At 66.9% G+C, this 26983-nt stretch carries 24 protein-coding genes; 21 read left to right on the top strand and 3 right to left on the bottom strand.

The genetic code is table 11. The annotated features are described in order from the left end of the window. The first annotated feature begins 26 nt into the window (after nucleotides 1–26). From U1E69_RS04625 to folD, 7 genes are all read left to right on the top strand, one after another. Nucleotides 27–1004: a magnesium transporter CorA family protein gene (locus U1E69_RS04625; RefSeq protein ID WP_322243179.1), complete on the top strand. Its 978-nt coding sequence runs from the start codon at nucleotides 27–29 to the stop codon at nucleotides 1002–1004. After that, the gene (locus tag U1E69_RS04620; protein ID WP_322243178.1) at nucleotides 995–1786 is read left to right on the top strand and encodes a methyltransferase domain-containing protein; all 792 of its coding nucleotides are present in this window, start codon (nucleotides 995–997) and stop codon (nucleotides 1784–1786) included. Before U1E69_RS04625 ends, U1E69_RS04620 begins: the two co-directional genes overlap by 10 nt. Next, on the top strand, nucleotides 1786–2391 hold the full coding sequence (locus U1E69_RS04615; protein ID WP_322243177.1) for an MOSC domain-containing protein: 606 nt from the start codon (nucleotides 1786–1788) through the stop codon (nucleotides 2389–2391). Before U1E69_RS04620 ends, U1E69_RS04615 begins: the two co-directional genes overlap by 1 nt. A gap of 160 nt (nucleotides 2392–2551) precedes the next feature. Further along, nucleotides 2552–4228 (top strand): formate--tetrahydrofolate ligase, encoded by a 1677-nt coding sequence (locus U1E69_RS04610; protein ID WP_322243176.1) that lies wholly within the window; start codon nucleotides 2552–2554, stop codon nucleotides 4226–4228. Between the two features lie 65 nt (nucleotides 4229–4293). Next, complete coding sequence (locus U1E69_RS04605; RefSeq protein WP_322243175.1) at nucleotides 4294–4605, top strand: chorismate mutase; 312 nt, start codon at nucleotides 4294–4296, stop codon at nucleotides 4603–4605. A 13-nt stretch (nucleotides 4606–4618) separates the two neighbouring features. After that, on the top strand, nucleotides 4619–5497 hold the full coding sequence (locus tag U1E69_RS04600; RefSeq protein WP_322243174.1) for a bifunctional 5,10-methylenetetrahydrofolate dehydrogenase/5,10-methenyltetrahydrofolate cyclohydrolase: 879 nt from the start codon (nucleotides 4619–4621) through the stop codon (nucleotides 5495–5497). A 13-nt stretch (nucleotides 5498–5510) separates the two neighbouring features. Beyond that, nucleotides 5511–6401 (top strand): bifunctional methylenetetrahydrofolate dehydrogenase/methenyltetrahydrofolate cyclohydrolase FolD, encoded by an 891-nt coding sequence (gene folD / locus U1E69_RS04595; protein ID WP_322243173.1) that lies wholly within the window; start codon nucleotides 5511–5513, stop codon nucleotides 6399–6401. A 43-nt stretch (nucleotides 6402–6444) separates the two neighbouring features. Here folD and pdeM read toward each other — a convergent pair whose 3' ends face one another. Both pdeM and U1E69_RS04585 read right to left on the bottom strand, forming a co-directional pair. Further along, the gene (gene pdeM, locus U1E69_RS04590; RefSeq protein WP_322243172.1) at nucleotides 6445–7092 is read right to left on the bottom strand and encodes a ligase-associated DNA damage response endonuclease PdeM; all 648 of its coding nucleotides are present in this window, start codon (nucleotides 7090–7092) and stop codon (nucleotides 6445–6447) included. A gap of 148 nt (nucleotides 7093–7240) precedes the next feature. After that, the gene (locus tag U1E69_RS04585) at nucleotides 7241–9547 is read right to left on the bottom strand and encodes a ligase-associated DNA damage response DEXH box helicase (RefSeq protein WP_322243170.1); all 2307 of its coding nucleotides are present in this window, start codon (nucleotides 9545–9547) and stop codon (nucleotides 7241–7243) included. 333 nt (nucleotides 9548–9880) lie between these two features. Between U1E69_RS04585 and U1E69_RS04580 the strand changes: the two genes are divergently transcribed. From U1E69_RS04580 to U1E69_RS04550, 7 genes are all read left to right on the top strand, one after another. Continuing rightward, nucleotides 9881–10573 carry an imm11 family protein gene (locus tag U1E69_RS04580; RefSeq protein ID WP_322243168.1) on the top strand — a complete coding sequence of 231 codons (693 nt, stop codon included), beginning with the start codon at nucleotides 9881–9883 and terminating at the stop codon, nucleotides 10571–10573. A gap of 256 nt (nucleotides 10574–10829) precedes the next feature. After that, the gene (locus U1E69_RS04575) at nucleotides 10830–11642 is read left to right on the top strand and encodes a TIGR00282 family metallophosphoesterase (RefSeq protein WP_322243167.1); all 813 of its coding nucleotides are present in this window, start codon (nucleotides 10830–10832) and stop codon (nucleotides 11640–11642) included. Beyond that, nucleotides 11639–12574 carry a DMT family transporter gene (locus U1E69_RS04570; RefSeq protein ID WP_322243166.1) on the top strand — a complete coding sequence of 312 codons (936 nt, stop codon included), beginning with the start codon at nucleotides 11639–11641 and terminating at the stop codon, nucleotides 12572–12574. The genes U1E69_RS04575 and U1E69_RS04570 overlap by 4 nt, the downstream gene beginning before the upstream one ends. Continuing rightward, nucleotides 12574–14352: an SLC13 family permease gene (locus U1E69_RS04565; RefSeq protein ID WP_322243165.1), complete on the top strand. Its 1779-nt coding sequence runs from the start codon at nucleotides 12574–12576 to the stop codon at nucleotides 14350–14352. The genes U1E69_RS04570 and U1E69_RS04565 overlap by 1 nt, the downstream gene beginning before the upstream one ends. Before the next feature lie 23 nt (nucleotides 14353–14375). Further along, entirely contained in the window at nucleotides 14376–14741 is a 366-nt protein-coding gene (locus tag U1E69_RS04560) for a hypothetical protein (protein WP_322243164.1), read from the top strand. A gap of 157 nt (nucleotides 14742–14898) precedes the next feature. After that, entirely contained in the window at nucleotides 14899–15639 is a 741-nt protein-coding gene (locus U1E69_RS04555; RefSeq protein ID WP_322243163.1) for a YebC/PmpR family DNA-binding transcriptional regulator, read from the top strand. Between the two features lie 165 nt (nucleotides 15640–15804). Continuing rightward, the gene (locus U1E69_RS04550) at nucleotides 15805–16011 is read left to right on the top strand and encodes a cold-shock protein (protein ID WP_103258861.1); all 207 of its coding nucleotides are present in this window, start codon (nucleotides 15805–15807) and stop codon (nucleotides 16009–16011) included. Between the two features lie 54 nt (nucleotides 16012–16065). On the opposite strand, the gene U1E69_RS04545 is transcribed toward U1E69_RS04550, so the two are convergent. After that, on the bottom strand, nucleotides 16066–16941 hold the full coding sequence (locus U1E69_RS04545; RefSeq protein ID WP_322243161.1) for a LysR family transcriptional regulator ArgP: 876 nt from the start codon (nucleotides 16939–16941) through the stop codon (nucleotides 16066–16068). An 84-nt stretch (nucleotides 16942–17025) separates the two neighbouring features. Here U1E69_RS04545 and U1E69_RS04540 point away from each other — a divergent pair, with 84 nt between their 5' ends. From U1E69_RS04540 to U1E69_RS04510, 7 genes are all read left to right on the top strand, one after another. Continuing rightward, nucleotides 17026–17409: an ACT domain-containing protein gene (locus tag U1E69_RS04540; RefSeq protein ID WP_322243160.1), complete on the top strand. Its 384-nt coding sequence runs from the start codon at nucleotides 17026–17028 to the stop codon at nucleotides 17407–17409. Then, complete coding sequence (locus U1E69_RS04535; RefSeq protein ID WP_322243159.1) at nucleotides 17402–18007, top strand: LysE/ArgO family amino acid transporter; 606 nt, start codon at nucleotides 17402–17404, stop codon at nucleotides 18005–18007. The genes U1E69_RS04540 and U1E69_RS04535 overlap by 8 nt, the downstream gene beginning before the upstream one ends. Before the next feature lie 123 nt (nucleotides 18008–18130). After that, nucleotides 18131–19030: a DMT family transporter gene (locus U1E69_RS04530; protein ID WP_322243158.1), complete on the top strand. Its 900-nt coding sequence runs from the start codon at nucleotides 18131–18133 to the stop codon at nucleotides 19028–19030. A 298-nt stretch (nucleotides 19031–19328) separates the two neighbouring features. Continuing rightward, nucleotides 19329–22466, top strand: coding sequence for a DUF2793 domain-containing protein (locus U1E69_RS04525; RefSeq protein ID WP_322243156.1), 3138 nt, complete (start codon nucleotides 19329–19331; stop codon nucleotides 22464–22466). 1 nt (nucleotide 22467) lies between these two features. After that, complete coding sequence (locus U1E69_RS04520; RefSeq protein ID WP_322243155.1) at nucleotides 22468–22839, top strand: hypothetical protein; 372 nt, start codon at nucleotides 22468–22470, stop codon at nucleotides 22837–22839. Between the two features lie 92 nt (nucleotides 22840–22931). Beyond that, nucleotides 22932–24236 carry a UDP-glucose/GDP-mannose dehydrogenase family protein gene (locus U1E69_RS04515; RefSeq protein WP_322243153.1) on the top strand — a complete coding sequence of 435 codons (1305 nt, stop codon included), beginning with the start codon at nucleotides 22932–22934 and terminating at the stop codon, nucleotides 24234–24236. A 180-nt stretch (nucleotides 24237–24416) separates the two neighbouring features. Then, nucleotides 24417–26983, top strand: a 2567-nt coding sequence (locus U1E69_RS04510; RefSeq protein ID WP_322243152.1) for a calcium-binding protein, incomplete at its 3' end; no start/stop codon positions are given.

Below are 26983 nucleotides of genomic sequence, written 5' to 3'. Positions count from 1 at the left end.
CCACCCGGACCAGGGAGACACGGCGGATGATCACGGCTTATGCTACCCGGGGCACTCGGCTGGAGAAGCTGGACCTGTCGGACCGCCACCTCTCGGAGGCGCTGTGGATTGACCTGGAGGCCCCGACCGAAGCCGAGGAAGACGCTGTCGAGGCGGTACTTGCGCTGGACATCCCCACGCGCGAGGACATGCAGGAGATCGAGGTTTCGTCCCGCATCTACCGCGAGGATGGAGCGCTGTTCCTGACCGCGCAGGTCATCGCCACCGCCGACCTGCGCGAGGCGGAAATCGGCCCGGTGACCTTTGCCGTGCGGCCCGACCGGCTGGTTACGGTGCACTATCACCACCCGCGGTCGCTGGGCTATTTCGCGGACTGGGCCGCCCGGCATGACATGGTGCTGGAGTCCGGGCTTGATGCACTGATGGGGCTGTTGGAGGCCATCGTCGACCGGCTGGCCGACATCCTGGAAGCCGAGGCGCGCCAGCACGAACTTCTGTCCAAGGCGATCTTCGCGGCGCATCGCCCCTCGGGTCGGGCCGAGACGCTGGGCGCGGTGCTGCAGCGGATCGGGCGGGCCGAGGCGATGAACGGCCGGGTCAACGAAAGCCTGGCGACGATCCTGCGGATCCTGACCTATCTCACGGCAAGCCCCGAGACGGCGGATGGACCCTGTCTGCACGCCCGACAGATGCCCATCGCGCAGGCGCAGTTGCAGGACGTCCGGTCCCTGCGCGAGGTGGCGGGGGCGCAGGCGGACAAGGTCCGGTTCCTGCTGGACGCGACCTTGGGGGTGATCAACATCCGGCAGTCGGATGTCATCAAGATCTTCTCTGTGGTGGCCTTTGTGTTCCTGCCGCCGACGCTGATCGCCAGCATCTACGGGATGAATTTCGACTATATGCCCGAGCTGAAATGGCCCTGGGGCTATCCGATGGCGCTGGGGCTGATGGTGGTCTCGGCACTGGTGCCCTACCTGCTGTTTCGGTGGAAGAAGTGGCTGTAGACTGGGACCCGGCGCGGTATGCGGCCTTTCGGGACCTGAGGTTGCGGCCGGCGCTGGACCTGCTTGCGCAAGTGCCGGAGTTGCCGGCGGGCGATGTCGTCGATCTTGGCTGTGGCGATGGTGCGGTGGGGCCGGCGCTGGCGGCGCGGTTCAAGCCGGATCATCCTCTGATCGGCATTGATGCCTCGGCTGCCATGCTTGCGAAGGCGGCAGAACTTTTAACGCGGGCGGGCAACCGGCTTTACGACGGCCTGACGCAGGCGGACATCGCGCTGTATTCGGCCCACACCCCGCCCGCGCTGATCTATTCCAACGCCGCGCTGAACTGGCTGCCGGACCATGCGGCGCTGATGCCGCGGCTGGCGGGGATGCTGGCGCGGGGCGGGGTGCTGGCGGTGCAGATGCCGCGTCAGGGCGATGCGCCCTCGCACCGGTTGCTGCGCGACGTGGCGGAGGAGCTGTTTCCGGGGCGTGTGCTGCCTCCGCCCTCGTCCGTGCTGCAGGCGGGGGAGTATGCGGACCTGCTGCTGGCCTTTGGCGAGGTGCGGGCCTGGACGACGGATTACCTGCAGATGCTGGACCCGGTGGCCGAGGGCCATCCGGTCCGCGCCTTTACCCAAAGCACGGCGATGCGGCCCTTCGTGGACGGGTTGACCGGGGATGAGGCCCGCGCCTATGTCGCGGCCTATGACGCCGCCTTGACGACGGCCTATCCGGCACTGCCCGATGGCCGCGTCCTTTTCCCCTTTACCCGCGTCTTCTTCATTCTGGAGCGTTCCTGATGCCTGCCCTTGTCCCGACCGATCATACCGCCCGCGTCGTCTGGCTGGGCTTCCAGCCGGTGCCGGTGGAAAAGCTGGTGATCACCTCGCAGCCGCTGGAGGTGATGCCGCTAAGCTTTGCGGGGTTTGCAGGTGAGGTGCATGCCGGGCTGACGCGGCCGTCGTGCAGTCGGGTCATGAAGCAGCATCCGCGGAACACGGTGATCCGCAACGTGCGGCAGTTGTGCGTCGTCAGCGCCGAAGAGATGGCAGAGGTGGCGGCGACGATGGGTCTGGACGCGCTGGATTACGCCTGGGTCGGCGCGTCCCTTGTGCTGGAGGGCATCCCGGACCTGACGCATCTGCCGCCCTCCAGCCGGTTGCAGGGGCCGGATGGGGTGACGTTGGTGGTGGACATGGAGAACCTGCCCTGCCAGGAGCCTGCGGTCACGATCGACAAGGCGCTGCCGGGACAGGGCAAGGGGTTCAAGCGGGCAGCCGAGGGCAAGCGGGGGCTCACAGCCTGGGTGGAACGCGAGGGGGTGTTGCGGCTGGGCGACGAGGTCCGGCTGCACGTCCCGGCGCAGCGGGGTTGGGCCGGCGGGAACACCGCTGCGGAAAAATAGTTAATTCTGGTGAAAATTCCGCTTTCGCGGCCCGTGGTTTCGTATCGGAAACACGGGCTGGCGAATTTGGCGGTGTTTAGGTCGCAAAACGCCTTCGACAAGGGCGCTAAGCCCGGTATCACGTCGCAAATGGCACAATTTGCCCGCCCAGGAGACGCACATGGCCTTCAAGACCGACATCGAGATTGCACGCGAAGCGAAAAAGAAGCCGATCATGGAGATCGGGGCCAAGCTGGGCATCCCGTCCTTGCATCTGCTCCCTTACGGCCATGACAAGGCCAAGGTCAGCCAGGAGTTCATCAAGTCCCTCGCGGGCAAGAAGGACGGCAAGCTGATCCTCGTGACCGCGATCAACCCGACCCCGGCGGGTGAAGGCAAGACCACGACCACCGTGGGTCTGGGCGATGGCCTGAACCGCATCGGCAAGAAGGCCGTGGTCTGCATCCGCGAAGCCAGCCTTGGCCCGAACTTCGGGATGAAGGGTGGCGCGGCTGGCGGCGGGATGGCTCAGGTCGTGCCGATGGAGGAGATGAACCTTCACTTCACCGGCGACTTCCACGCGATCACCAGCGCGCACAACCTTTTGTCGGCGATGATCGACAACCACATCTACTGGGGCAATGAGCTGCAGATCGACGAGCGTCGCATTGTCTGGCGTCGTGTCATGGACATGAACGACCGCGCGCTGCGTGATATCGTGGTCAACCTGGGCGGCGTTGCCAACGGTTTCCCGCGCCAGACCGGGTTCGACATCACCGTGGCCTCGGAAGTCATGGCGATCCTCTGCCTGTCCAACGATCTGGAAGACCTGCAGAAGCGGCTGGGTGACATCGTCGTGGCCTATACCCGCGAGAAGAAGGCGATCTACGCCCGCGACATCAAGGCCGACGGCGCGATGACCGTTCTGCTGAAAGACGCGATGCAGCCGAACATCGTGCAGACGCTGGAAAACAACCCGGCCTTCGTGCACGGCGGCCCGTTCGCCAACATCGCGCACGGCTGCAACAGCGTCATCGCGACGAAGACCGCGCTGAAGCTGGGTGAGTATGTCGTCACCGAAGCCGGGTTCGGTGCTGACCTTGGGGCCGAGAAGTTCTTCGACATCAAGTGCCGGAAGGCGGGGCTGAAGCCCTCGGCTGCCGTCATCGTGGCCACGGTGCGGGCGATGAAGATGAACGGCGGCGTGGCGAAGGCCGACCTTGGGGCTGAGAACGTCGAGGCTGTCAAGAAGGGCTGCCCGAACCTGGGCCGCCACATTGGCAACGTCAAAGGCTTTGGCGTGCCGGTGGTCGTGGCGATCAACCACTTCTACAGCGACACCGATGCCGAGATTGACGCCGTGAAGGCCTATGTCGCCGAACAGGGCGCCGAAGCGATCCTGTGCAAGCATTGGGCGCTTGGGTCGGAAGGCATCGAGGAGCTGGCGCACAAGGTCGTGTCGCTGGCGGAATCTGGCGCGGCGAACTTTGCGCCGCTGTACCCGGATGAAATGCCGCTGTTCCAGAAGCTGGAGACCATCGCCAAGCGGATCTATCACGCCGATGCGGTGATCGCCGACAAGTCGATCCGCGACCAGCTGAAGACCTGGGAAGCCGCCGGTTACGGCCACCTGCCGATCTGCGTGGCGAAGACCCAGTACTCCTTCACCACCGACCCGACCGTGCGCGGCGCCCCGACGGGCCACACCGTCCCGGTCCGCGAAGTGCGGCTGTCGGCTGGCGCAGGTTTCATCGTCGCGATCTGCGGTGAGATCATGACCATGCCGGGCCTGCCCAAGGTGCCGTCGGCCGAAGTGATCCGGCTGAACGACCAGGGCAACGTCGAAGGCCTGTTCTAAGCGCCGCATTGCCCTTGGCAAGCTGTCCCCTTATCTCGGGGGCAGCCTTGCGAAGGGAGACTTTGATGCGAACGCCCGCCGACTGCACCACGATGGCCGAAATCCGGGCCGAGATTGACCGGCTGGACGAAGACCTCGTCCGGCTCTTCGCGGAACGGGCGGGCTATATCGACCGCGCGGCGGAGATCAAGGCCGAGGTCGACCTGCCCGCGCGGATCGGGTCTCGGGTGGAAGAGGTGGTCGGCAACGTGCGCCGCCATGCCGAGGTTTACGGGCTGCCGCCAGAGCTGGTGGAAAAGCTGTGGCGGCGGCTGATCGACTGGTCCATCGCGCGCGAGGAAAGCAAGCTCGGGCCGGACAGTCTGCGGAAGGGATGAAAGCAGGGGCGCGATGACGGCCACTTTGATCGACGGCAAGGCCATCGCGGCCCGGATGCGGGATGAAACCAGGGCCGAGGCCGGGCGGCTGACGGCACTGGGCTGGGCGCCGCGGCTGGTGTCGATCTCGGTCGGCGATGTGGCGGCGGCGGAGTTGTATGTCCGGAACCAGCAGAAGTCGGCGGAAGCCGCGGGCGTGGGGTTCGAGGCGCGGAATTACCCGGAAAGCATCAGCCTGGAGCAGTTGCAGGGCGTGCTGGCAGGGCTGAACGCGGACCCAAGGGTCAATGGGATCATCATCCAGCGGCCGTTGCCGGCGCATATCCCGGTGAAGGCGCTGCAGAAGGCGGTGCATCCGATGAAGGACGTGGAGGGGATGCACCCCTCGTCCATCGGCAACATTGTCTACAACGACCTGACGCTTGGCCCCTGCACGGCCGTCGCGGCGGTGGAGATCCTGAAGACGCTGCCCCTGACGATGGAGGGGCTGGATGTCTGCGTGATCGGTCATTCCGAGATTGTCGGCAAGCCGATCGCCTTCCTGATGATGGGCCTTGGGGCCACGGTGACGGTTTGCCACCACATGACGCGGCAGGTCGCTGTGCATAGCCGCGCGGCGGATGCTGTGTTCGTCGCTGTGGGCAAGCCCGGTCTGGTGCGCGGCGAGATGCTGAAGCCGGGCGCGGCGCTGATCGACATCGGGATCAACCGGGTGGATGGCCGCACGGTGGGCGACGCGGACTTCGCCAGCTGCGCCGAGGTGGCGGGCTGGATCACTCCCGTGCCCGGTGGGGTCGGGCCGGTGACGGTGGCGATCCTGATGAAGAACGCAGTGCTCGCCACGGCGCTGCAGATGGAACACTATCGCACGGCCTTTGCGGCTGCGGTGTAACGGAGGATACGGAATGACGGCCAAGGTGATCGACGGCAAGGCCTTTGCGGCGGGGGTGCGGGCCCAGGTCGCGGCGCATGTGGCGCGGTTGAAGGAAGAGAACGGGCTGACGCCGGGTCTGGCCGTTGTGCTTGTGGGCGAGGACCCGGCGTCGAAGGTCTATGTGAAGAACAAGCATGCCTCGACCATCGAGGTCGGAATGTCCTCTTTCGAACATCGGCTGGATGCCTCGACCGGCGAGGCTGAACTGCTAGCGCTGATCGACACGCTGAACGCGGACCCGGCGGTGCATGGGATTCTGGTGCAATTGCCGCTGCCGGGGCATCTGAATTCCGAGCTGGTGATAAACCGGATCGATCCGGCGAAGGATGTCGACGGGTTTCACATTTCGAACGTTGGCCTGTTGGGGACCGGGCAGAAGTCAATGGTCCCCTGCACGCCGCTGGGCTGCCTGATGATGCTGCGGGATCATCATGGCAAGCTGGCCGGGTTGAACGCAGTGGTGGTGGGGCGGTCGAACATCGTGGGCAAGCCGATGGCGCAACTTCTGCTGGGGGACAGCTGCACGGTGACCATCGCGCACAGCCGGACCAAGGATCTGGCCGAGGTTTGCCGCCGCGCGGACATCCTGGTGGCGGCGGTGGGCCGGCCCGAGATGATCACGGGCGACATGGTGAAGCCGGGGGCGACGGTGATCGACGTCGGCATCAACCGGATCGAGCGCGACGGCAAGGGCAAGCTGGTGGGCGACGTGCATTATGAAAGTGCGGCGGCAGTGGCGGGGGCGATTACTCCGGTGCCAGGGGGGGTGGGGCCGATGACCATCGCCTGCCTTCTGGCGAACACGCTGACGGCCTGCTGCCGGGCGAACGGGTTGGCCGAGCCGGAGGGGCTGACGGCGTGAGTGCAGGCGTAGGGTGGGCGATATCGCCCACCCTACCCGCGCGCTATCTGGGCATCGGAATTGCAAGGACGCGCGGGCCAATGAGGATGGCCAGCGCGTCCTTTGCCATGAGGGCGGTGAGGACGGGGTCCTCGCACCTGAGGCCGCCGGTGTAGACGCCGTAAGCGGGCAGGACGAGGCGGGCGGCGTCGGCCAGGAAGCAGGGCTTCGATTGTCCGGCGAGGCGGGCCTTGGGGTGGTAGTGGCCGGAGATCTCGGCGCGTTCCGCCGGCTCGGCGATGTGGCGGAAGGTGAGGGGACGAAGCTTCAGCTCGGCCCGGTGGGTGCCGCCGAGGTTGATCGGGCCGGGGTCGTGGTTGCCGGTGATCCAGGTCCAGTCGCGACCTGCCATCAGGCGGGTGAGCCAGAGGCGGGAGGGTTCCTCGATCCCGTCCAGCGCCGCCAGGTCGTCGAAGCTGTCGCCGAGGCAGATCACGGTCTCGGCCTGGGTCCGTTCGAGGTCGCGGTCGAGTTTTTCCAGCGTGGCTTGCGTCTCGTAGGGGGGCAGGAGCGTGCCGCCGCGGCGGGCGAGGCGTTCGGATTTGCCCAGGTGCAGGTCGGAGACGGTGAGCGTCTTTCGGGCGGGCCAGTGAAGCGCGCCGGAGGGCATCAGGTGCAGCGTTTCGCCATGGAAGAAGAGCGCGTGGTGCATGGGGTGCTGCATGCCCCGGCGGTGCGTCTGCGGCAAGGGGCGGTGATTGAATTGAGTGCTTCGCACGGAGTCCTTGCCTCGGCTGCGCGGACTGCGCCGCTTGCCTCAGAGTGCCTCTGGCGGGGATATTTGGGCAAATGTGAAAGGCTCAGGTGAGACCGGCGGCTTCCATCAGGGCCTGCGCCTGGGCGGAGGCAAGGCGGTCGCGGGCTTCGCCATGGACGGGGATGCGGCCCGGCTCAAAAAAGAGGGGGGCGGCGAGGGGGGTGACACGGGGGCGGCGTTTCAGGTCGATGCGACCCTGGATGCGGGCGAGCATGGCCTCGATGCGGGAGAAGTCGATCAGGCCGCGGAGGGCCTCTTCGCGGGTGATCTGCAGGAGGAGGTGGTCGGGGTCATACTTGCGGAGTGTGTCGTAGAGGATGTCCGTTGAGAAGGTCGCCTGGCGGCCGGTCTTGCGGCGGCCCTGGTGGCTGCGTTCGATCAGGCCCGCGATGATGGCGGTCGCGCGGAAGGTGCGCTTCATCACCGCGTTTCCGGAGAGCCAGGTGTCGAGGCCGTCGCGGAGGGTCTCGACGTCGAAGAGGGGGGCGGGGTCGGTGACGGGGTCGAGGCCCCAGATCAGGGTGGCGTAGTCGGTGGCGACGAAGCCCAAGGGGGCAAGGCCTTGTTGTTCCATCTGTTTGGTGACGAGGAGGCCGAGGGTCTGCTGGGCGTTGCGGCCGGCAAAGCCGTAGACCACCAGGTGTTCGCGGCCGTCGTGGGGGAAGCTTTCGAGCAGGAGGGAGTGGGGGTCGGGGAGGCGGGAGACCTGACGTTGGAGGCTGAGCCACTGGGCGGTGTGTGCGGGAAGGTCGGGCCAGCTGTCCTGTTGGAAGATATCCAGGATGCGGTCGGCGAGGAGGGTGGAGGTGGCGAATTTGGTGCCGTTGAAGACAGCCACTTTCGGGTCGCGGCCGGGGGATTTCGAGACCTCCACGGTCATTTCCCGCAGGCCTTCGTAGCGGACGATCTGGCCGCCGATCAGGAAGGTGTCGCCGGGGGTGAGGGTGGCGGCGAAGGATTCCTCGACCTCGCCCAAGGGCGCGCCGTGGCCGCGCAGGCGGACCTTGAGGGTTTCGATGTCGATGATCGTACCGAGGTTCTGGCGGATCAGCGCGGCGGCGCGGGGGTCGCGGAGGTGCCATTTGCCCTGAGTGAATTTGAGGCGCTGCCAGCGGTCGTAGGCTTTGAGAGCGTAGCCTCCGGTCGCGACGAAATCGAGGCAGGCGTCGAATTCCGGTTTCGTGAGACCCGTGTAAGGGCCGGCGGTGATGACTTCGTTGTAAAGGTCATCCGCGTCGAAGGGGCCGGCGCAGGCGGTGGCGAGGATGTGCTGGCAGAGGACATCCCTCGGCCCCGGGCCGCGCGGTTCGCCGTCGAGGCTGTGGGCTTTGACGGCGTCGAGGGCGGCCTGGCATTCGACGACTTCGAAGCGGTTGGCGGGGACGAGGAGGGCCTTCGACGGCGCGTTGTAGCGGTGGTTGGCGCGGCCGATGCGCTGGACGAGGCGTTTGACGTTTTTCGGTGCGCCGACCTGGATCACGAGGTCGACGTCGCCCCAGTCGATGCCGAGGTCGAGGGAGCCGGTGCAGACGACGGCCCTCAGGGCTCCGGCGGTCATGGCGTGTTCGACACGCTCGCGCTGTTCGCGGGAGAGGGAGCCGTGATGGATTCCGATGGGCAGGTCTTCGGTGTTTTGCAGCCAGAGGTCGTGGAAGAAAAGCTCGGCCTGGGCGCGGGTGTTGTGGAAGATGAGGGTGGTTCGGTGCCGGGTCACCTCGTTCAGGATGGCGGGGATGGCGTAGCGGCCGCCGCCGCCGGACCAGGGGGGCGGAGCCTCGGTGTCCAGCATCTGGATGTCGGGGCCGGGGTCGGCTTCGAGGATGGTGGTTTGCGACGCGAGGAAGCGGGCGAGCGCCGGGGGGTTCTCGACCGTGGCGGACAGGCCGATGCGGCGGAGGTTCGGGTTCAGGGATTGCAGGCGGGCGATCTGGAGGACGAGCTGGTCGCCACGTTTGGATTCGGCGAGGGCGTGGATTTCGTCGATGATGACGCGTTGCAGCCCGGCGAAGATGCGGGGGGCGTCTTCGTAGCTGAGGAGGAGAGCGAGCGACTCGGGCGTGGTCAAAAGGATGTGGGGCGGGTCGGCGCGTTGGCGGCGGCGCTGGGTGTAGGTGGTGTCGCCGGTGCGATCCTCGACCCGGATTTTCAGGCCCGCGCCCTCGATGGGGGTGCCGAGATTGCGGCGGATGTCGGCGGTGAGGGCTTTCAGGGGCGAGACGTAGAGGGTGTGGAGGCCGGGTGCGGGGTTCGGCCCAAGCTCGGCGAGGGTGGGCAGGAAGCCGGCGAGGGTCTTGCCGCCCCCGGTCGGGGCGATGAGGAGGGTGGCAGGGTCGGTGGCCCGGGCCAGCATGTCAAGCTGGTGGGGGTGGAGGGTCCAGCCCTTGGCGGCGAACCAGTCGGAAAGGGCGGGGGGAGGGTGGTCATGGGCTAGAGATAGTGTGCCGGGGCGGGGTGGGGAAGGATGCCGGCGGGGAATGGGGTGGGCCTGCGGTAGGAGGCTTGGCGGTATGTGGGAAGATTGGGTCGAGCCAAGGGGGGGTGTCCACGGTGGACAAAGCGGCGAAGCTGTTTGGTTGCAACGTGTTACGCGTGGGCATTAGGATTCTGGCAAGAATTGACGGGTGTTTTGGCTGGGGCGGAAGCATGCCGGTGGTGCGGGCGGCAGCGGAAAAGGAGAGATGAGATGGTTTGGGGAGTGGTGGTACCATCCAGTTTTGGCGACTTTCGGCCGGAGGGCAATTTCGTCGGCTGGGAGGAGCGGCTAGATGCCTACTATCACAAAGAGCTGGCTGATGGTCCGCTAAAGGCCCATATGCCGAGAGCTTCCTTTTATCGTTCCGGCGTTCTTCGGAAATTCCTGTATGAACTCGGCGATCTGATGCCTGATGGCCTACGGGTTGAACGACCTCTGCCGCATGAATGGCCGGAGGAATACCGGACCGCCAAGACCCACGACAAGCTGGGCTCACTGATCGAGATCGACGGATTCTTGGCAGTGGATGAGCGCCTGAAAGCGCTGATCGAGGCGATTGAGCCGGGAGTTCATGATTTCCGCCCGATCCGGATCACCATGCCGCGCGGCAAGGATTATCCGGTGCCCTATCATGTCCTGCTGATCGGCCAATTCCGGGACAGTTTCCGGCCAGAACTGAGCACAGACGGCGCCTGGTACGGTAAGCCCGGCGATTACACCGTCCATGACGAGAAGAAGGCGTTCGCGGGGTCCGCGATGTCATCCGAAGCGACTGTCGGCCTACATCTCTGGCGCGAACGAAATCTCGACCGGCCAGAATTCTGCCTATCGGACGGACTGCAAGACGTGATCGCCAAGGCGGGTCTGCGGATGATGAAGCATTACAAGATGAAAAGCGTCTAAGCGATCGCAAGCAAGCGTAGGCTGCGTCATGTTTCGCATCCTACCGGGGCGGCGCGATGCATGGGGCAGCGTCTGGCCGGCGCGAATCGCGAGGCGTAGGAGAAGGATTTGCTCTGACGGAGGATTTTCGGAGAACGATCCTCTCTGCAGGCGGTTGTTCCGTCGCGCGGGGGGCGGCTGGAACTGCGGCGCTTTTTCCGCGGGGCTCGTGTCATTACGCTTGCCCGGCCCCCGCCCCCCGCCTAATCCGGGGGACATGAGAATTTTGTTCCTGGGCGATGTCGTGGGCCGGTCGGGCCGGGCGGCGGTGACGGAGCGGCTGCCGGGGCTTCGGGCGGCCTGGGGTTTGGATTTCGTCGTGGTGAACGGCGAGAATGCAAGTCAGGGGGCCGGGCTGACCGGCGACCATGCGAAGGAATTGCTCGCGGCGGGGGCGGATTGCCTGACGCTGGGCGACCATGCCTTTGACCAGAAGGACATGCTGAGTTTCATCGAGCAGGAGCCACGGATCGTGCGGCCCTTGAACTTCTCGAAGGTCGCGCCGGGGCGGGGGTTCCGGGTGTTCGAGGCGACGCAGGGGCGCAAGGTGCTGGTGACCCAGGCCTTGGGCCAGGTGTTCATGAAGCGGCCCTTCGATGATCCGTTCAGCGCCTTGGAGACAGTGCTGAAGCAGCACACGCTGGGCGGTGTGGTGCAGGCGGCGGTGGTCGATTTCCATGCCGAGGCGACGTCCGAGAAGATGGGGATGGGGCATTGGTGTGACGGGATGGCGAGCCTGGTGGTGGGGACGCATACGCATGTGCCGACATCCGACACGATGATCCTGGGCAAGGGCACGGCCTATCAGTCCGACGCGGGCATGTGCGGCGATTATGACAGTGTCATCGGGATGGAGAAGCTGGAGCCTTTGCGCCGCTTTCTGACGGGCATGGCGAAGGGGCGGTTCGAGCCTGCGAATGGCGAGGCGACGCTTTCCGGGGTCTATGTCGAGACCGACGACAAGACGGGGCTGGCGCAGAAGGTGCGGATGATCCGCGTCGGTGGCAAGCTGCAGGAGTCGGTGCCATGAGTGCGGTGGCAGAGGTGGCGCCAGTGCCTGGCAGCAAGCCGGGGCGCTGGTTCTTCGTCGGCGTGCTGCTGTGGCTGGGCATCGGCTGGGGGTCCACGCATCCTTTGGGGAAGATCGCCACGGAGACGGGGCACGGGCCGTTCGGGCTGATCTTCTGGCAGCAGGTGGTGATGGTTGCCGTCCTGGGCGCGATCGCGCTGGTGAGGCGGAAGGGAATGAAGCTGACCCCGGCGGCGCTGCGGTTCTATGTCGTGGTGGCGGTCCTGGGGACGATCATCCCGAACGGGACCTTCTATGCTTCGGTCGCGCATCTGCCCTCGGGTGTCATGTCGATCATCATCGCGATGATCCCGATGCTGGCCTTTCCGATGGCGCTGGCGCTGGGGATGGACCGGTTCTCGGCTTTGCGGCTGGTCGGGCTGGCGATGGGGCTTCTGGGCGTGGGGCTTTTGGCGGCACCGGGGGCGGCGCTGCCGGATGCGGCGCTGGTCGCGTGGCTGCCGGTGGCGATGGTCGGGCCCTTGTTCTATGCGATGGAGGCGACTTACGTGGCCCATCGCGGCACGCTGGGGATGGATGCCCTGCAGGCGATGCTGGGGGCAAGTCTGATGGGCCTGATCCTGTGCGCGCCGCTGATGCTGGCGATGGACCAGAGTTATTCGCCCTGGCCTCTGGGCCGGGATGATCTGGCGCTGGCGCTGTCCTCGGCGCTGCATGCGCTGTTGTACGCAAGCTATGTCTGGCTGGCGGCGACGGCGGGGGCGGTCTTTGCGGCGCAGTCAAGCTACCTGGTGACGGCGGCCGGGATGCTGTGGGCGATGGTCCTTCTGGGTGAGCGGCCTTCGGCCACAGTGTGGGTGGCACTTGCGGTGATGCTGGCCGGTGTCGCGCTGGTTCAACCGCGCGAGCGGGCACGGCGGGAGGCGGTCTGATGTTCGGACTGTCCATCCCGGCCGAGTTCCAGCCCTGGGTCGCACTGGCGATCCTGGTGGTGATGTTCGTCCTGTTCGTGCTGGAGCGGACGCCGGTCGAGGTCACGGCCATCGGGGCGGCGGCGGCGATGATGGTGCTGGGCATCCTGCCGGTGAAGGAAGCGACCTCGGTCCTGTCGAACCCCGCGCCCTGGACCATCGCACTGATGTTCCTGGTGATGGGCGGGATGGTGCGGACGGGCGCGGTCGAGGCAGTCGTGACCGCTGTCACCCGTCATGCCGGAGATCGGCCGAAGACTGTCATCGTGGTGCTGATCGGGTCGATTGCGGTGGCCTCGGCCTTCATGAACAACACGCCGCTTGTCGCGGTGATGATCCCGGTGGTGATCCAGCTGGCGATGAAGATCGGAACGGCTCCGTCAAAGCTGTTGATCCCGCTTAGCTACATGACCGTGCTGGGAGGGATGATCACGCTGATCGGGACCTCGACCAATATCCTGGTGGACGGGGTGGCGGTGAAGCAGGGGCTGGAGCATTTCAGCATGTTCGAGATCGCGCCCCTGGGCATCGCGGTGACCATCGCGGGCGGGGTGTTCCTGATGCTTTTCGGCGACCGGCTTTTGCCGGTGCGGCAGTCGATGGGCGTCCTTCTGAACGACCGGCGGAAGATGAAGTTCTTCACCGAGGTGGCGGTGCCCGAGGAAAGCCAGCTGATCGGCCAGCCGGTGCTGGACATCGACATCTTCAAGCGCGACGGCGTGCGGGTGATCGACGTCCTGCGCGGCGATGCCAGCTTGCGGCGTGACCTGGGTCCGGTGACGTTGCAGGCGGGGGACCGCGTCGTCCTGCGCACCGAGATGACCGAGCTTATGGGCCTGCATGCGCGCAAGGACGTGCATCTGGTCGACAAGCTGTCGTCGGTCAAGACCGAGACGGTGGAAGTCCTGATCGGCCCCGGCTGCCGGATGGAGGGCAACCGGCTGGGCGACCTGCGGCTGCGGCGGCGCTATGGCGTCTATGTGCTGGCGGTGCACCGGCGGAACCAGAACATCGGTCGGCAGCTTGACGACCTGATCGTGCGGGTCGGAGACACTCTGCTTCTGGAAGGCACGGTCGAGGATATACAGCGTCTTGCGGCGGACATGGACCTGGTCGACGTGAACCGGCCCAGGGTGATGGCGTTCCGGCGCGCGAAGGCCCCCATCGCGCTGGCCGCGCTGGCGCTGATCGTTGTGCTGTCGGCGCTGGACCTGGCACCAATCCTGCCTTTGGCCTTGCTGGCGGTGGCGGTGATCCTGATCACGCAATGCGTGGACAGCGACGAGGCATTTTCCTTCGTCGACGGGCGCTTGCTGGCGATGATCTTCGCCATGCTGGCCGTGGGCGAAGGGCTGGACCAGTCCGGCGCGGTCGGGATGATCGTGACCGGCGTCGCCCCCTGGCTGGAGGGGCTGGGGCCGTTCATGCTGATCCTGGCGGTCTATTTCATCGGGCTGGTGCTGACCGAGTTCCTGTCGAACAACGCGGTGGCGGTGATCTACACTCCGGTCGCCATCGAACTGGCCCAGACGCTGGGCCATGACCCGCGGCCCTTTGTGGTGGCGGTGATGTTCTCGGCCACGCTCGCCTTTGCCACTCCGGTCGGGTATCAGACCAACATGATGGTCTACGGGCCGGGCGGGTATCGCTTCAGCGATTTCACCAAGGTCGGGTTGCCCTTGAACATCATCACCATGCTGGTGGTCTGCGCGCTGATCCCGCTGATCTGGCCGCTGTGATCCGGCTTATACAGGAGACTGACATGCGCAAGCTGCTGCTGGTTCTGGCCCTTGGCGGGTGCGCCGGGTTGCAGGCGAACCCGGTGCCGCAGGCCGCGCGGCTGTCGGCGGACACCCTGACGCTGACCCTGTCGGACGGGACGACCTGTCGGGCGCGCTGGGCCGAGGCGGGCGGAGCGGGGCGGTTCGACGATTGCGGTGCGGGCTTTGGCTATGCGGTCGAGGTGGTCGAGAACCCGAACATCCTGCGCCAGCTTTTCACCGGCCTGACCGAGGCGCTGGGGGCGGAAGGCGCGGTCCCGCCGATGGCCGAGGTGGTGATTACCGACGCCACCGGACGCGACCATGTCTTCGTCACGCCGCCCCCTGCGGACCTGTCGGACGACTGAGACGCGGCTCGTCGTGCGTCTTCGACTTCTCCTCGCAGGGGCGCCCTGCGACGAGGGACGAAGTCACCGAGGAGCGTTTCGGGGCGCGGGGGTTGCTCTTGAGCGGCCCGGCGGTGTAATGGACGCCATCACCGAAATGGGACCGAGGTAAGGCCAAATGGCAGGCCATTCGAAATGGGCGAACATCCAGCATCGCAAGGGCAAGCAGGACAAGCTGCGCTCGAAAATGTTTTCCAAGCTGTCGAAGGAAATCACCGTCGCGGCCAAGATGGGGATGCCTGACCCCGACATGAACCCGCGCTTGCGGCTGGCGATCAAGGCGGCCAAGGCGCTGTCGATGCCAAAGGACGTGATCGACCGCGCGATCAAGAAATCGCAGATGGGCGACGGGGCGGACTACACCGAGATCCGCTATGAAGGCTACGGCGTGAACGGGATCGCGGTGATCGTCGAGACGATGACCGACAACGTCAATCGCACCGCGTCGAACGTGCGGTCCTACTTCAGCAAGTGCGGCGGCAACCTGGGCACCACGGGCTCGGTCGCGCACTCGTTTGATCGGGTGGGCGAGATCAGCTATCCCGCCTCCGTCGGCTCGGCCGATGACGTGATGATGGCGGCGCTGGACGCCGGCGCCGACGATGTCGAATCGGACGAGGACGGCCACTGGGTCTATTGCCAGGTGGAAAACCTGTCCGAAGTCTCGGACGCGCTGGAAAAGGCGCTGGGGGAATCGACGGAGTCGAAGCTGGTCTGGCGGCCGCAAAGCCGGACCGAGGTCGATCTGGACACCGCGCAAAAGCTGATGCGCCTGATCGACCTTCTGGAAGAGGACGACGACGTCCAGACCGTGACGCACAACTTCGACGTGCCCGAAGACGTGGCCGCGCAGCTTTAATTCTTTGCTGCCCCTTGCTTTTTGCGCCGAAAGGGCGCATGTGCAGGGGGCAATAGCTTCTTCTCTTTCGTTCTACTGTCTGCTTCGGCCTTCAGCTTCGATCGTGACGACACTAGGCCAGGCCACCGCACGCTGCGGGTGGCATACATGACAGGAGACATCACGATGGCCAATGGCACCGTGAAATGGTTCAACGCCACCAAAGGCTTCGGCTTCATCGCGCCCGCAGGCGGTTCCAAGGACGTTTTCGTCCACGTGACCGCGCTTGAGCGTGCGGGCATCCGCTCGCTGCCCGATGGGCAGGCCGTGACCTATGACATCGAGCAGGATCGCAACGGCCGTGAATCGGCTGTGAACCTGGCTCTGGCGTAAGCCTTATCCCTTCGGGGACCAGGGAACGGGGGTGGCGCAAGCCGCCCCCGTTTTCTATTGCACCAGGCTTTGCCGCGCGGCCCGGCGGATCGCCTGGGTCACCGGGGCCAGCGCCGGGGCGGCCAGGCGGGTGAACTGCCAGTGGAGCGCGATGTCCAGGGGGGTGTCGAGGATCAACTCGACCAGCGCGCCCGACGCAAGGTGCGGGGCGATCAGCGGCTGGGGGTTCATGCCCCAGGCCAGGCCCGCAAGGCAGGCATCGACGAAAGCCTGGGACGAGGCCATGCGGTGCGTCGGCAGCGCCGGGCGGGCAAGGCCTTGGGCCGTGGCCCAGCGGGTCTGAAGCTGGTCCTTGTCCGAAAACGTCAGCGCCGGGGCGTGGGTCAGCGCGTCTGGGGTCACTCCTTGCGCAAACCAGTGGTCCCGGTAGCTGGGTGAGGCTGTGGCGCGGTAGCGCAGCGCGCCCAAGGGCACCGTGTCGCAGCCTTGCAGCGGACCGGCGTGCGCGGTGATGGCGGCCACGACTTCGCCCCTTCGCAGCCAGTCCTGGCTGACATCCTGATCGTCGATCACCAGGTCGAAGAGGAACCCCGTGGTGGCCGCAAGCGCGGGGATGACCCAGGTGGCCAGACTGTCGGCGTTCACCGCAATGCGCAGCGTTGCGGGGCCGGGGGCAAGGCCGGGCAGGTCCTGGGCCAGGGTGCGTTCCAGAAGTGCGATCTCGTCATGATGCCGGATCAGCCGCAGGCCCGCGTCGGTGGCGGTGCAGGGTTGGCCGCGGCGGATGAGGAGGGTGCCCGTCGCCTCTTCCAGCGCCTTGATCCGCTGGCTGATGGCCGATGGGGTGACGTGGAGTTCGACCGCCGCAAGGTCGAAAGCTCCGCGCCTGTGGACGGCGGCAAGGGCGGCGAGTTGGGCGGGGTCCAGCATTAGCTGCGCTTAATCCAAGGCAGGAAGATTAACTGGAGTTTGCTGACTGGTCGCCATAGGTCAAGGGCAAAGCGGGAGGGGACGATGGGCGAGACGGATCTGGCGGTGCTGCTTGCGACGATGGAGCCGGTGCTGCATCCCGAGCCTTATGGCTATGCGGTCTGGACGGGGGAAACTCTGCCGCTGCAGCCCTTCGCGGCGATTGCTGAGGCAGAGGGACTGACCGTCGTCGCCCCGCTGGACAAGATGCAGGCGGCGGGCATGGTGTCGGACCCCTGGGCGCGGATCAGTCTGACGGTGCACTCCGACCTTGCGGCGGTCGGCCTGACGGCGGCCTTTGCGGGGGCGCTGGGGCAGGCGGGGATCAGTTGCAACGTGATCGCCGGCTATCACCACGACCACCTTTTCGTGCAGTGGGATCGGCGCAAGGATGCGATGGCGGCGTTGCGGGGTCTGTCCGGTGCTTGAGGCGGCGGTCAATGGCTACGTCGTGGCGCTGAGCCTGATCCTGGCGATCGGGGCGCAGAACGCCTTCGTGCTGCGGCAGGGTCTGCGGCGCGAGCATGTGGGCGCGGTGGTGGCGGTCTGCGCCGTCTCGGACGCGGTCCTGATCGGGGCGGGGGTGGCGGGGTTCGGGTCGCTGAGCGCCGCGCTGCCCTGGTTCGGCGAAGCGATGCGCTGGCTGGGCGTTGGGTTCCTGCTGGTCTATGGGGGATTGCGGTTTCGGGCGGCGTTGCGCGGCGGCGAGGCGTTGCGGCCGACCGAGGTGGGGTCGGCCCCGCTGGGAAAGGTGATGGCGACGTGCCTGGTGCTGACCTGGGCCAACCCGCATGTCTATCTGGATACGGTGGTGCTGATCGGGTCGATCTCGGCCCAGTATGCGCCGCATCAGGCGATGTTCAGGGTGGCGGCGGCCTGTGCATCCTTGAGCTTCTTCACGGCGCTGGGCTTCGGGGCGCGGCATCTGGCCCCGGTCTTCGCACGGCCCGCGGCCTGGGTCTGGCTTGAGGTCGGCGTGGGGGTGACGATGTGGGTCCTCGCGGCGGGGCTGGCCTTTGAGGGCTGAGCCCCGGGCGGCGGTCGGTTTCTCGCGAAGGGCGCGGCGGGCGGGAAGGTGCGGTGCGCTGAAGCGCACCCTACGCTTGTTTCGGCGGTTGCCTTCGCCGTGCCGTTGGGCTTCTGTCCGGCCATGCGAGACGTGACGGATCTTGGGCGGCCCCTTGAGGGGGCCTTGTGGATGGCGGGGGCCGGGCTGTCCTTTGTCGGGGTGAACGGGATCGTCCGGTACCTTGGCACCGACCTTCCGGCGGCGCAGTCGGCGTTCATCCGGTTCGGCTTTGGGCTGCTGTTTCTGCTGCCAGCCTTGTGGGCCATGCGGGGAATGCGCTTCGGCCCGGGCGTCGGGCGCATGTTCCTGGGCCGCGGGGCGCTGCATGTCGTCGCGGTGGTCCTGTGGTTCTATGCGATGGCCCGGGTTCCGGTGGCGGAAATGGCGGCGATTGCCTTTCTGGGGCCGGTCATGGTGCTGGTGATCGGGGGCCTTCTCTTGGGCGAGGGCCTGGGGGCGCGGCGGGTGGTGGCGGTGCTGGTGGCGGTCGCCGGCGGGCTGATCGTGCTGCGGCCGGGAGTGCGGGAGTTGTCGCTGGGGCATCTGTCGCAGCTTGGGGCGACGGTGTTCTTCTCGATGAGCTACATCATCGCCAAACGGTTAAGCAGGGAGGCTCCGGCCTCGAGCATCGTGGCGGTGCTGTCGGTGACGGTTACGGTGGGGCTGTTGCCGCTGGCGGTGGCGCAGTGGGAGCCGGTGCGCTGGGAGCAATGCGCCTGGCTGGCCGTTGTGGCGGGGCTGGCGACGCTGGGGCATTACGCGATGGCGAAGGCGTTTCGCGCGGCCCCGCTGGCGGTGACGCAGCCGATCACGTTCCTCCAGCTGATCTGGGCGGCGCTGTTGGGCCTGCTTGCCTTTGGCGAGCCGGTCGAGCCCTGGGTGCTGGCGGGGGGCGCGCTGATCATCCTGGCAATCAGCGCGAACACCTGGGCGGAAGCGCGGCGGGGACGGGCAGCTCCGGCGCTGGTGGAGGACCCCTGAGCGGGCGGTGGGCGGATCGCCCACCCTACGGGCCGGACCGCGTCATTGGCCTGTCCGGACACAAGGGAAGCGGGGCGCGGAGAGGCGGGGTTCGCTTTCGGGGTGGCGGGCTTATCGGTTTGTGCCGCACGCCTTCAGGCGGGGATCGCCGCCGGGGACCAAGGCACGGGCGTAGGGTGGGCGATGCGCCCACCCTTGGCGTGTTGCAGGCCAAAGGGGACCAGCGCGCGGTCTGATCAGCGGGTGTGAAGGAAGCTTCCCTAGGGTCCCGGACCAAGGCGATCCCGCGGAGGTTCTGATGCCCGATGAAACGACGATACTGTCGCTGCCCCTGATCCTTCCGGCGCAGGCGCAGAAACATGTCACCCACAACGAGGCTCTGGTGCAGCTGGACCTTATGGTTCAGCTTGCGGTGATCAACCGGACGCTGACCACGCCGCCGGCGCTGCCGACGCTGGGCGACCGCCATATCGTGGCGGCCGGGGCGACCGGGCCCTGGGTCGGCCAGGCGGGCCGCATCGCGCTTTATACCGAAGCGGGGTGGCAGTTCACCCAGCCCCTCAACGGCTGGCAGGCCTATGTGATGGCCGAAAGCCAGATGGCCTTTTTCAACGGGCTGACCTGGATCGCGCTGTCGGACGGGCCGTTTACCGTGGGGCAGCTGGGCGTTTCGGCCACCCCAGATGCGACGAACCGGCTGGCCGTCTCGTCCCCGGCGACACTGCTGAACCATGCGGGGTCCGGTCATCAGCTGAAGCTGAACAAGGCCGTGGCGGGCGATACGGCCAGCCTTCTGTTCCAGACCGGTTTCAGCGGTCGGGCAGAGATGGGCACGGCTGGTTCGGATGACTTCAGCGTCAAGGTCAGCGCGGACGGATCGACCTTCTTCACGGCGCTGGAGGCCGATGCGGCCACGGGCGAGGTGACGCTGCCGCAGGCGGTGCATCTGGGCGGGCAGGCGGCGGACCCCTTGGCTCCGCTGGACGGGACGTTGTGGCTGAACACCACGACGGGAGAGGTCAAGGTGCGCAGCGCCGGGGCGACCCAGGTGGTGGGTGGGGCCGGTGGCGGCACCAGCGACGGGGACAAGGGCGATGTCACAGTCTCTGGGTCCGGAACGGTCTGGACCATTGATGCCGGTGCAGTCACGCTGGGCAAGCTGGCGGACCTTGCGACCAGCACCATTCTGGGTCGGGCGACGGCCGGGACGGGCAGCCCCGAGGCGCTGACCGCGACGCAGGTGCGCACGATCCTGAACGTGGCGGACGGAGCGACCTCGAACGCGGCTGATGCGTTCCTCTTGAACCGGGCGAACCACACGGGAACGCAAGCTGCGGCGACGATCACGGGGCTGGCGGCGGTGGCGACAAGTGGGTCGGCGGCGGATCTGACGGCTGGCACTCTGCCTGCCGCCCGGTTTGACGATACCGCACACGGGACCCGTGCGGGAGGTGCGTTGCACAGTGCGGCCACGACCTCGGTCGCGGGTTTCATGGCGGCGGCAGACAAGACGAAACTGGACGGGGTCGCCGCGGGGGCGAACAACTATGTCCACCCGAACCATTCGGGGGACGTGACCTCGGTCGCCGACGGGGCCACCACCATCGCGGCGAATGCGGTGGGGTTCACCAAGCTGGCGGATATTGCCACCGACAGCCTGATCGGCCGGGACACGGCCGGGACGGGCGATCCGGAGGCGATCACCGTCACCGGGGGGATCGAGTTCAGCGGGGCTGGCTCGATCCGGACCAGTGCCTTCACCGGGGACGTGACGAAGACCGCGGGCGGCACGGCCCTGACCATTGCGGCCAACGCGGTGGACAACACCAAGGCCGCGGATATGGCGGCGAACACGATCAAGGCCAATGCCACGGGTGCCACGGCAGACCCGGCGGACCTGGCGGTGGGCACGAACTCGGTCGTGGGCCGGGTCGCGGGCACCATCGTGGCGGCGCAGCTCGTGGACGCTCAGGTCGCTGCGGGGACGCTGACCAATGCGAAGCTGGCGACCGTGGCGACCGGCACGCTGAAAGGCCGGGCCGCGGCGGGCACCGGTGCGCCAGAGGACCTGACGGGCACGCAGGCGACAGCCCTTCTGGACACATTCTCGAGCGCGGCGAAGGGCTTGGCCCCGGCCTCGGGCGGGGGGACGGCGAACTTCCTGCGGGCGGACGGGACCTGGGCGGCACCTCCCGGCGGAGGGGGGGGTGTCAGCGATGGCGACAAGGGGGACATCACGGTCAGCGGGTCGGGGGCGACCTGGACAGTGGACGCGGACGCGGTGACGAACGCGAAACTGGCGAACATGCCGGCCGTGACGATCAAGGGCAACGCCACGGGGTCGGCAGCGGACCCGGCGGACCTGACCGGGACGCAGGTGACGGGGCTTCTGGACACATTCTCGAGCGCGGCGAAGGGGTTGGCCCCCGCCTCGGGTGGGGGGACGACCAACTTCTTGCGGGCGGACGGGACCTGGGCTGCCCCGGCAGGCGGGGGTGGTGGTTCCCCCGGCGGCTCGAGCGGCGAGATCCAGTTCAACAGCGCGGGCAGCTTTGCGGGCGCGGCGGATGTCGAGATCGAAGGCGGCCAGCTGCGCCTGCCGGCGATCACGACGCCGACGGCCCCGGCTGCGGGCGGGGTCAAGCTGTTCGGGCGCGACGTTGCCGGGCGCGTCCTGCCAGCGATCATCGGGCCTTCGGGGCTGGACACATCGTTGCAGCCGTTCTTCGGCCGCAACAAGATGGGACTTTTCGTCCCCGCAGGGAACGGCGGCGCGGATACCCAGATGGGGCTGGTGATCTCGGCCACCGGGACGGCGACAAGCGAGAACGTGGCGACCACCAACCTGCACAACTACATGCGCCGCCGGTCCTGGCGCATCACCACGGCCTCGACCACGGCGGTTGCTGGCATCCGGGGCGGGGCGCTGCAGTTCAGCGTCGGCGGGCCGTCGGCGGGCTTGGGCGGGTTCCACCTGGTCTGGCGCTGGGGGCCGGCGACGGGCGTCACCAACGCCTCGCACCGGGCCTTTGTGGGGATGCGCAACTCGACCGCGGCACCGACGGACGTCAACCCCTCGACCCAGACCAACATCTGCGGGATGGGCTACGACAGCGCCGATACCAACGTCCAGTTCATGTACAACGACGGGACCGGGACAGCGACGAAGGTTGATCTTGGCGCAGGCTTTGCCAAGCCGAATGCCGACCTGACCTCGGTCTACGAACTCGCGATGTTCGCGCGTCCCGGCACGACCCAATCGCTGACCTATGAGGTGACGAACCTGGTTTCGGGCGCGGTTGCGACCGGGACGGTGACGACGGACCTGCCGACGACCACGACTTTGATCAACCCCTACAGCTACATGAGCGTGGGCGGCGTGTCGTCGGTCATCGGCTTTGCAACCATGAGCCTCTATATCGAGACGGACTACTGAGATGACCTGGCATGTCCTGTTCACAGAAGACGGCACTCCGGGCTGGATCGGCGAGGCTGCGCGCGAGGGGAGCGAGCCGGTCGAGGGGCTGACCGTCGACTTCCTGGCCACCCATCGCCGCACCGCGCGCGGCAAGTGGGTGGTGCGGGCAGCCCCGGTGGCGGTAGAGCCGACGGCCGAAGAGCTGGCTGCGGTGGCCGAGGCCGCCTATCAGGCAGCGCTTGCGGACCGTGACGAGGCGGTTCGCGCGGCGCTGGCCGTGGAAGCCGACCCGCTGTTTTTCCGCTGGCAGCGCGAGGAGGCGACGCGGGACGACTGGCTGGCTGCCGTGGCGGCGGTCAGGGCCCGCTTTCCCAGGCCCGGACGTCCCTGATCTTCAGTCGGGTCCGTCCGTCGCGGGCGGGCCCGATTTGACAGGTGTCGGATGCCTGCATAGACAGGCTTCCTGGGCAAGAGGGCAGCACGATGCGCATCGCGATGGTGGGGACGGGGTATGTCGGGCTTGTCTCGGGCGCGTGCTTTTCCGACTTCGGCCACGAGGTCACCTGCGTCGACAAGGATGCCACCAAAATCGGGCGTCTGTCGCGGGGCGAGGTGCCGATCTTCGAGCCGGGGCTGGAGGCGCTGATCGCGAAGAATGCGGCGGCGGGGCGCCTGTCCTTTACCACGGATCTTGGCGCGGCCGTGGCCGGGGCCGAGGCGGTGTTCATCGCCGTCGGCACTCCGACCCGGCGCGGCGACGGCCATGCCGACCTGAGCTATGTGATGGCAGCGGCGGCGGACATCGGTCGGGCGATGACGGGATATGCGGCGGTGGTGACGAAATCCACGGTGCCGGTCGGCACCAACCGCAAGGTGGCCGTGGCCTTGCGGGCGGCGAACCCGGCGGCGGAATTCGATGTCGTCTCGAACCCCGAATTCCTGCGCGAGGGCGCGGCAATCGACGATTTCATGCGCCCCGACCGGGTGATCGTCGGGGTCGAGACGGCGCGCGGCCGCAAGGTCATGGCCGAGCTGTACCGCCCGCTGTCGCTGCGCGAATTCCCGATGGTCTACACGGGTCTGGAAAGCGCCGAGATGATCAAATACGCGGCCAATGCCTTTCTGGCCACCAAGATCACCTTCATCAACGAGATCGCGGCCCTGTGTGAAAAGGTCGGCGCGGATGTGAAGATGGTGGCCCGGGGCATCGGCATGGACGGGCGCATCGGCGACAAGTTCCTGCATGCCGGGCCGGGCTATGGCGGCAGCTGTTTTCCCAAGGATACCAAGGCATTGGCGCGGATCGGGCAGGAGCATGCCTCGCCCATGCAGATCGTCGAGACGGTGATCAAGGTCAACGAGGAGGTGAAGCGCCGGATGATCGACAAGATCGTCGATCTGTGCGGCGGAACCCTGCGCGACAAGACCATCGCGGTCCTTGGCGTGACCTTCAAGCCGAACACCGACGACATGCGGGACGCGCCCGCGCTGACCATCATCCCGGCCCTGGTCGGCGCGGGGGCCAAGGTTCGGGTCAGCGACCCGCAAGGCCGCCACGAGGGCGAGGCTTTGCTGCCGGGGGTGAAATGGATCGAGAACCCCTATCAGGCCGCCAATGACGCCGATCTGGTGGTCCTGCTGACCGAATGGAACGAGTTTCGCGGTCTGGACCTGGCAAAGCTGGCCCGCAAGATGGCCACGCCGCAGATGGCTGACCTGCGCAACATCTACGACCCTGCAGAAGTGCGCGAGGCCGGTTTCACGGCCTATGTCGGTGTCGGTCGCTAAGGCTTTTAGCCAGCTTTGCCGAAAATCGCGGGGAAACGCCGCGATTGCGCCCAGATTGCTTCACCTGCCGTAACCGCTTTCAAGCGCAGTCTTCTCCCTGGGTACATGGGTGTGTGACTGGGGCCGAAAGTGATCAACTTTCAGGTGGTAGAGGTATTTTCTGCGGCGCCATTGCACATGGTGTCCGGCATCTCCGATCTGGAGCTGGTGGTGCAGGGTGGCCGGGTGCTGCTTTACACCGCGACGCGCGCCGGGGGTGGGGTGCTGGCGCTGGATGTGACGGGCGCGATGACGCTGGTCGATCAGGAAAGCCTGGCGCCCGGGTCGTCCCTGCCGGCCGAGGCCGTGCTGGAGACGGTGACGATCAACGGCGTGCGGCATCTGGTCGTGACCGGGGGCAGCACGGCAGGCGTGATGGCGTACGGCCTGGGCGGCGACGGGGCGCTGCTTGCGCCGATGCAGCTGCCCGGCAGCCTGTGGGGGGCCCTGTCGGCGCAAAGCGTGGTGCAGGTCGGGGGACAGACCTTCTTTTACGCCGCCCGGTCCGGTGAAAGCACAATCCACGCCTATTCGGTCGCGCCCAACGGGACAATGACGCTGGTCGGCACGCGCGTGCTGGACGGGGCGCATACCGGGGTCGACATCTCGTCGCTGGTGCCGGTCACGGTGGGCGGCAACCGGTTCCTGATCAGCCTGTCGCTGGAAGCGGACGTGGTGCGCGCCTTCCCGGTGGGGACCAACGGGGCGCTGGGCAACCCGCGGATGATCGGTGCGCCGAACGGGCTGGGGATCAACGATCCGTCGGACGTGAAGGTCGTCGAGATGGCGGGGGTAACCTATATGGTCGTGGCCTCGGCCGGGTCGTCCTCGGTCAGCGTTCTGGGGATTGGGCCTGACGGTGCGATGTGGGTTGCGGACCATGTCGTGGACACCCAGGACACCCGCTTTCAGGGGGTGCAGGCCCTGGCCACGGCCACGGTCGGGGACCGGGTCTTTGTCATCGCGGGCGGCGGCGACGAAGGGCTGACCGTGATGACCCTGATGCCCGACGGCCGCCTGGTCAGCTGCGGGCAGATGCTGCAGACCCCCGGCGTGATGCTGGACAACATCACCGCGATGACCGCGCAGGTGGTGAACGGAATGATCCAGTTGTTCGTCACCGGCGAGGGCACGGGGATCACCCGGCTTCAGCTTGACCCCGGCACTCTGTCGCCGATCCAGACCGGCAGCCCGGTCGCTGCCAGCCTTTCGGGGACCGCAGGATCGGACATGATCCTGGGCGGCGACGGGGACGAAGGGATCGAGGGCGGGCAGGGCGCGGACATCCTGGCCGACGGTGCGGGGCAGGACACGCTCTTCGGTGGCGCGGGGGCCGACACCTTCGTGCTGACCGCCGATGGCGTGCTTGACGTGATTGCGGACTTCCAGCTGGGCACCGACCGGCTGGACCTGTCCGGCTGGGGCCCGATCCATTCGCTGGCCGCGCTGACCATCACCGCGACCGCAACGGGGGCGACGATCTCCTACGGGGAGGAAGTGCTGGAGCTGCGGACCCCGAACGGCCAGCCACTGCCAACGGTCAACTTCCAGCTGAAGGACGTCATCAGCCTGTGGCACGCGCTGCCCTCGGGCCCCGACCCCGAGAACCTGATCTTCGGCACCAACCAGGTGGACTACCTGCAGGGCGGCACCGGCGAAGACATGTTCATGGTATCGACCGGAACCGACACCGTGGAGGGGGGCGCGGGCTTCGACACCATCGTTCTGGCCCGGGCCACCGCGGCAGTGCGGCTGAACCTGGAAAGCCTGAACCAGAACACCAACATTGCCGCCGGGCAGACCTATGTCTCGATCGAGGGGATCATCGGGTCCGCCTTCTCGGACCAGTTGACCGGCAATAGCCTGTCCAACCGCATCGATGGAGCGGAAGGCAATGACCGGATGACGGGTGGCGCGGGGGCCGACAGTCTTTTCGGCGGCCTCGGCAACGATTCGCTGCTGGGGGGCACCGGCGCGGACCTGCTGGACGGCGGGATCGGCCGCGACCGGATCAGCTACCGCGAATCCGTCGTCGGCCTGATTGCCGATTTCGGCCAGCCCGATCGAAACACCGGCGAGGCGGCAGGCGACATCTACCTTGCGGTCGAGGATCTGGAGGGTTCGGGCTACCACGACACCCTCGGCGGCGATGCGCAGGCCAACCAGATCTTCGGGATGGAAGGGAACGACCGCATCGAAGGGCGTCTCGGCAACGATTCGCTCTTCGGTGGCGAAGGCAACGACACGCTGCAGGGCGACGTAGGCGGCGACCGTCTGGACGGCGGTGCGGGCATCGACTTTGCCAGCTATGAAAGCAACCTGGTCGCGATCCGCCTGGACCTGACCACTGCGGCGCTGACCACCGGAGATGCGGTGGGCGACACCTACCTCGGGATCGAAGGATTTATCCTTACCGCGTTCGCGGACAGTTTTGCCGGAACCGATCTGGCCGACCGGGCGATCGGTGGCGCGGGCAACGACACGCTGACGGGTCGCGGCGGGTCGGACTGGCTGTCGGGGGGTGCGGGGAACGACGCGCTTTATGGCGGGGAGGGGGATGACACGCTTTTGGGGGGGGCGGGGTCGGACCGGCTGGAGGGGGGTCTTGGGCGCGATCTTGTCAGCCACGCCGATGCGGCGGCGGGGGTGCGGGTGGACCTTGCGAACGGGGCGCTGAACACCGGCGAGGCGCGGGGCGACGTGCTGGT

It is taken from the genome of Tabrizicola sp. (assembly GCF_034366665.1).
Taxonomy (GTDB): Bacteria; Pseudomonadota; Alphaproteobacteria; order Rhodobacterales; family Rhodobacteraceae; genus Tabrizicola.
The sequence above is the reverse complement of the archived record's forward strand: the minus strand, read 5'-3'. Positions and strand labels throughout refer to the sequence as shown.

Coding starts and splice junctions, on each gene's coding strand:
- U1E69_RS04555 (WP_322243163.1), top strand. CDS start 14,899: ATGGCAGGCCATTCGAAATGGGCGAACATCCAGCATCGCAAGGGCAAG.
- U1E69_RS04585 (WP_322243170.1), bottom strand. CDS start 9,547: ATGCTGGCCCGGGCCACCGACCCTGCCACCCTCCTCATCGCCCCGACC.
- U1E69_RS04540 (WP_322243160.1), top strand. CDS start 17,026: ATGGGCGAGACGGATCTGGCGGTGCTGCTTGCGACGATGGAGCCGGTG.
- U1E69_RS04525 (WP_322243156.1), top strand. CDS start 19,329: ATGCCCGATGAAACGACGATACTGTCGCTGCCCCTGATCCTTCCGGCG.
- U1E69_RS04575 (WP_322243167.1), top strand. CDS start 10,830: ATGAGAATTTTGTTCCTGGGCGATGTCGTGGGCCGGTCGGGCCGGGCG.
- U1E69_RS04515 (WP_322243153.1), top strand. CDS start 22,932: ATGCGCATCGCGATGGTGGGGACGGGGTATGTCGGGCTTGTCTCGGGC.
- U1E69_RS04610 (WP_322243176.1), top strand. CDS start 2,552: ATGGCCTTCAAGACCGACATCGAGATTGCACGCGAAGCGAAAAAGAAG.
- U1E69_RS04550 (WP_103258861.1), top strand. CDS start 15,805: ATGGCCAATGGCACCGTGAAATGGTTCAACGCCACCAAAGGCTTCGGC.
- folD (WP_322243173.1), top strand. CDS start 5,511: ATGACGGCCAAGGTGATCGACGGCAAGGCCTTTGCGGCGGGGGTGCGG.
- U1E69_RS04570 (WP_322243166.1), top strand. CDS start 11,639: ATGAGTGCGGTGGCAGAGGTGGCGCCAGTGCCTGGCAGCAAGCCGGGG.
- U1E69_RS04605 (WP_322243175.1), top strand. CDS start 4,294: ATGCGAACGCCCGCCGACTGCACCACGATGGCCGAAATCCGGGCCGAG.
- U1E69_RS04600 (WP_322243174.1), top strand. CDS start 4,619: ATGACGGCCACTTTGATCGACGGCAAGGCCATCGCGGCCCGGATGCGG.
- U1E69_RS04580 (WP_322243168.1), top strand. CDS start 9,881: ATGGTTTGGGGAGTGGTGGTACCATCCAGTTTTGGCGACTTTCGGCCG.
- U1E69_RS04615 (WP_322243177.1), top strand. CDS start 1,786: ATGCCTGCCCTTGTCCCGACCGATCATACCGCCCGCGTCGTCTGGCTG.
- U1E69_RS04545 (WP_322243161.1), bottom strand. CDS start 16,941: ATGCTGGACCCCGCCCAACTCGCCGCCCTTGCCGCCGTCCACAGGCGC.
- U1E69_RS04530 (WP_322243158.1), top strand. CDS start 18,131: ATGCGAGACGTGACGGATCTTGGGCGGCCCCTTGAGGGGGCCTTGTGG.
- pdeM (WP_322243172.1), bottom strand. CDS start 7,092: ATGCACCACGCGCTCTTCTTCCATGGCGAAACGCTGCACCTGATGCCC.
- U1E69_RS04560 (WP_322243164.1), top strand. CDS start 14,376: ATGCGCAAGCTGCTGCTGGTTCTGGCCCTTGGCGGGTGCGCCGGGTTG.
- U1E69_RS04520 (WP_322243155.1), top strand. CDS start 22,468: ATGACCTGGCATGTCCTGTTCACAGAAGACGGCACTCCGGGCTGGATC.
- U1E69_RS04625 (WP_322243179.1), top strand. CDS start 27: ATGATCACGGCTTATGCTACCCGGGGCACTCGGCTGGAGAAGCTGGAC.
- U1E69_RS04565 (WP_322243165.1), top strand. CDS start 12,574: ATGTTCGGACTGTCCATCCCGGCCGAGTTCCAGCCCTGGGTCGCACTG.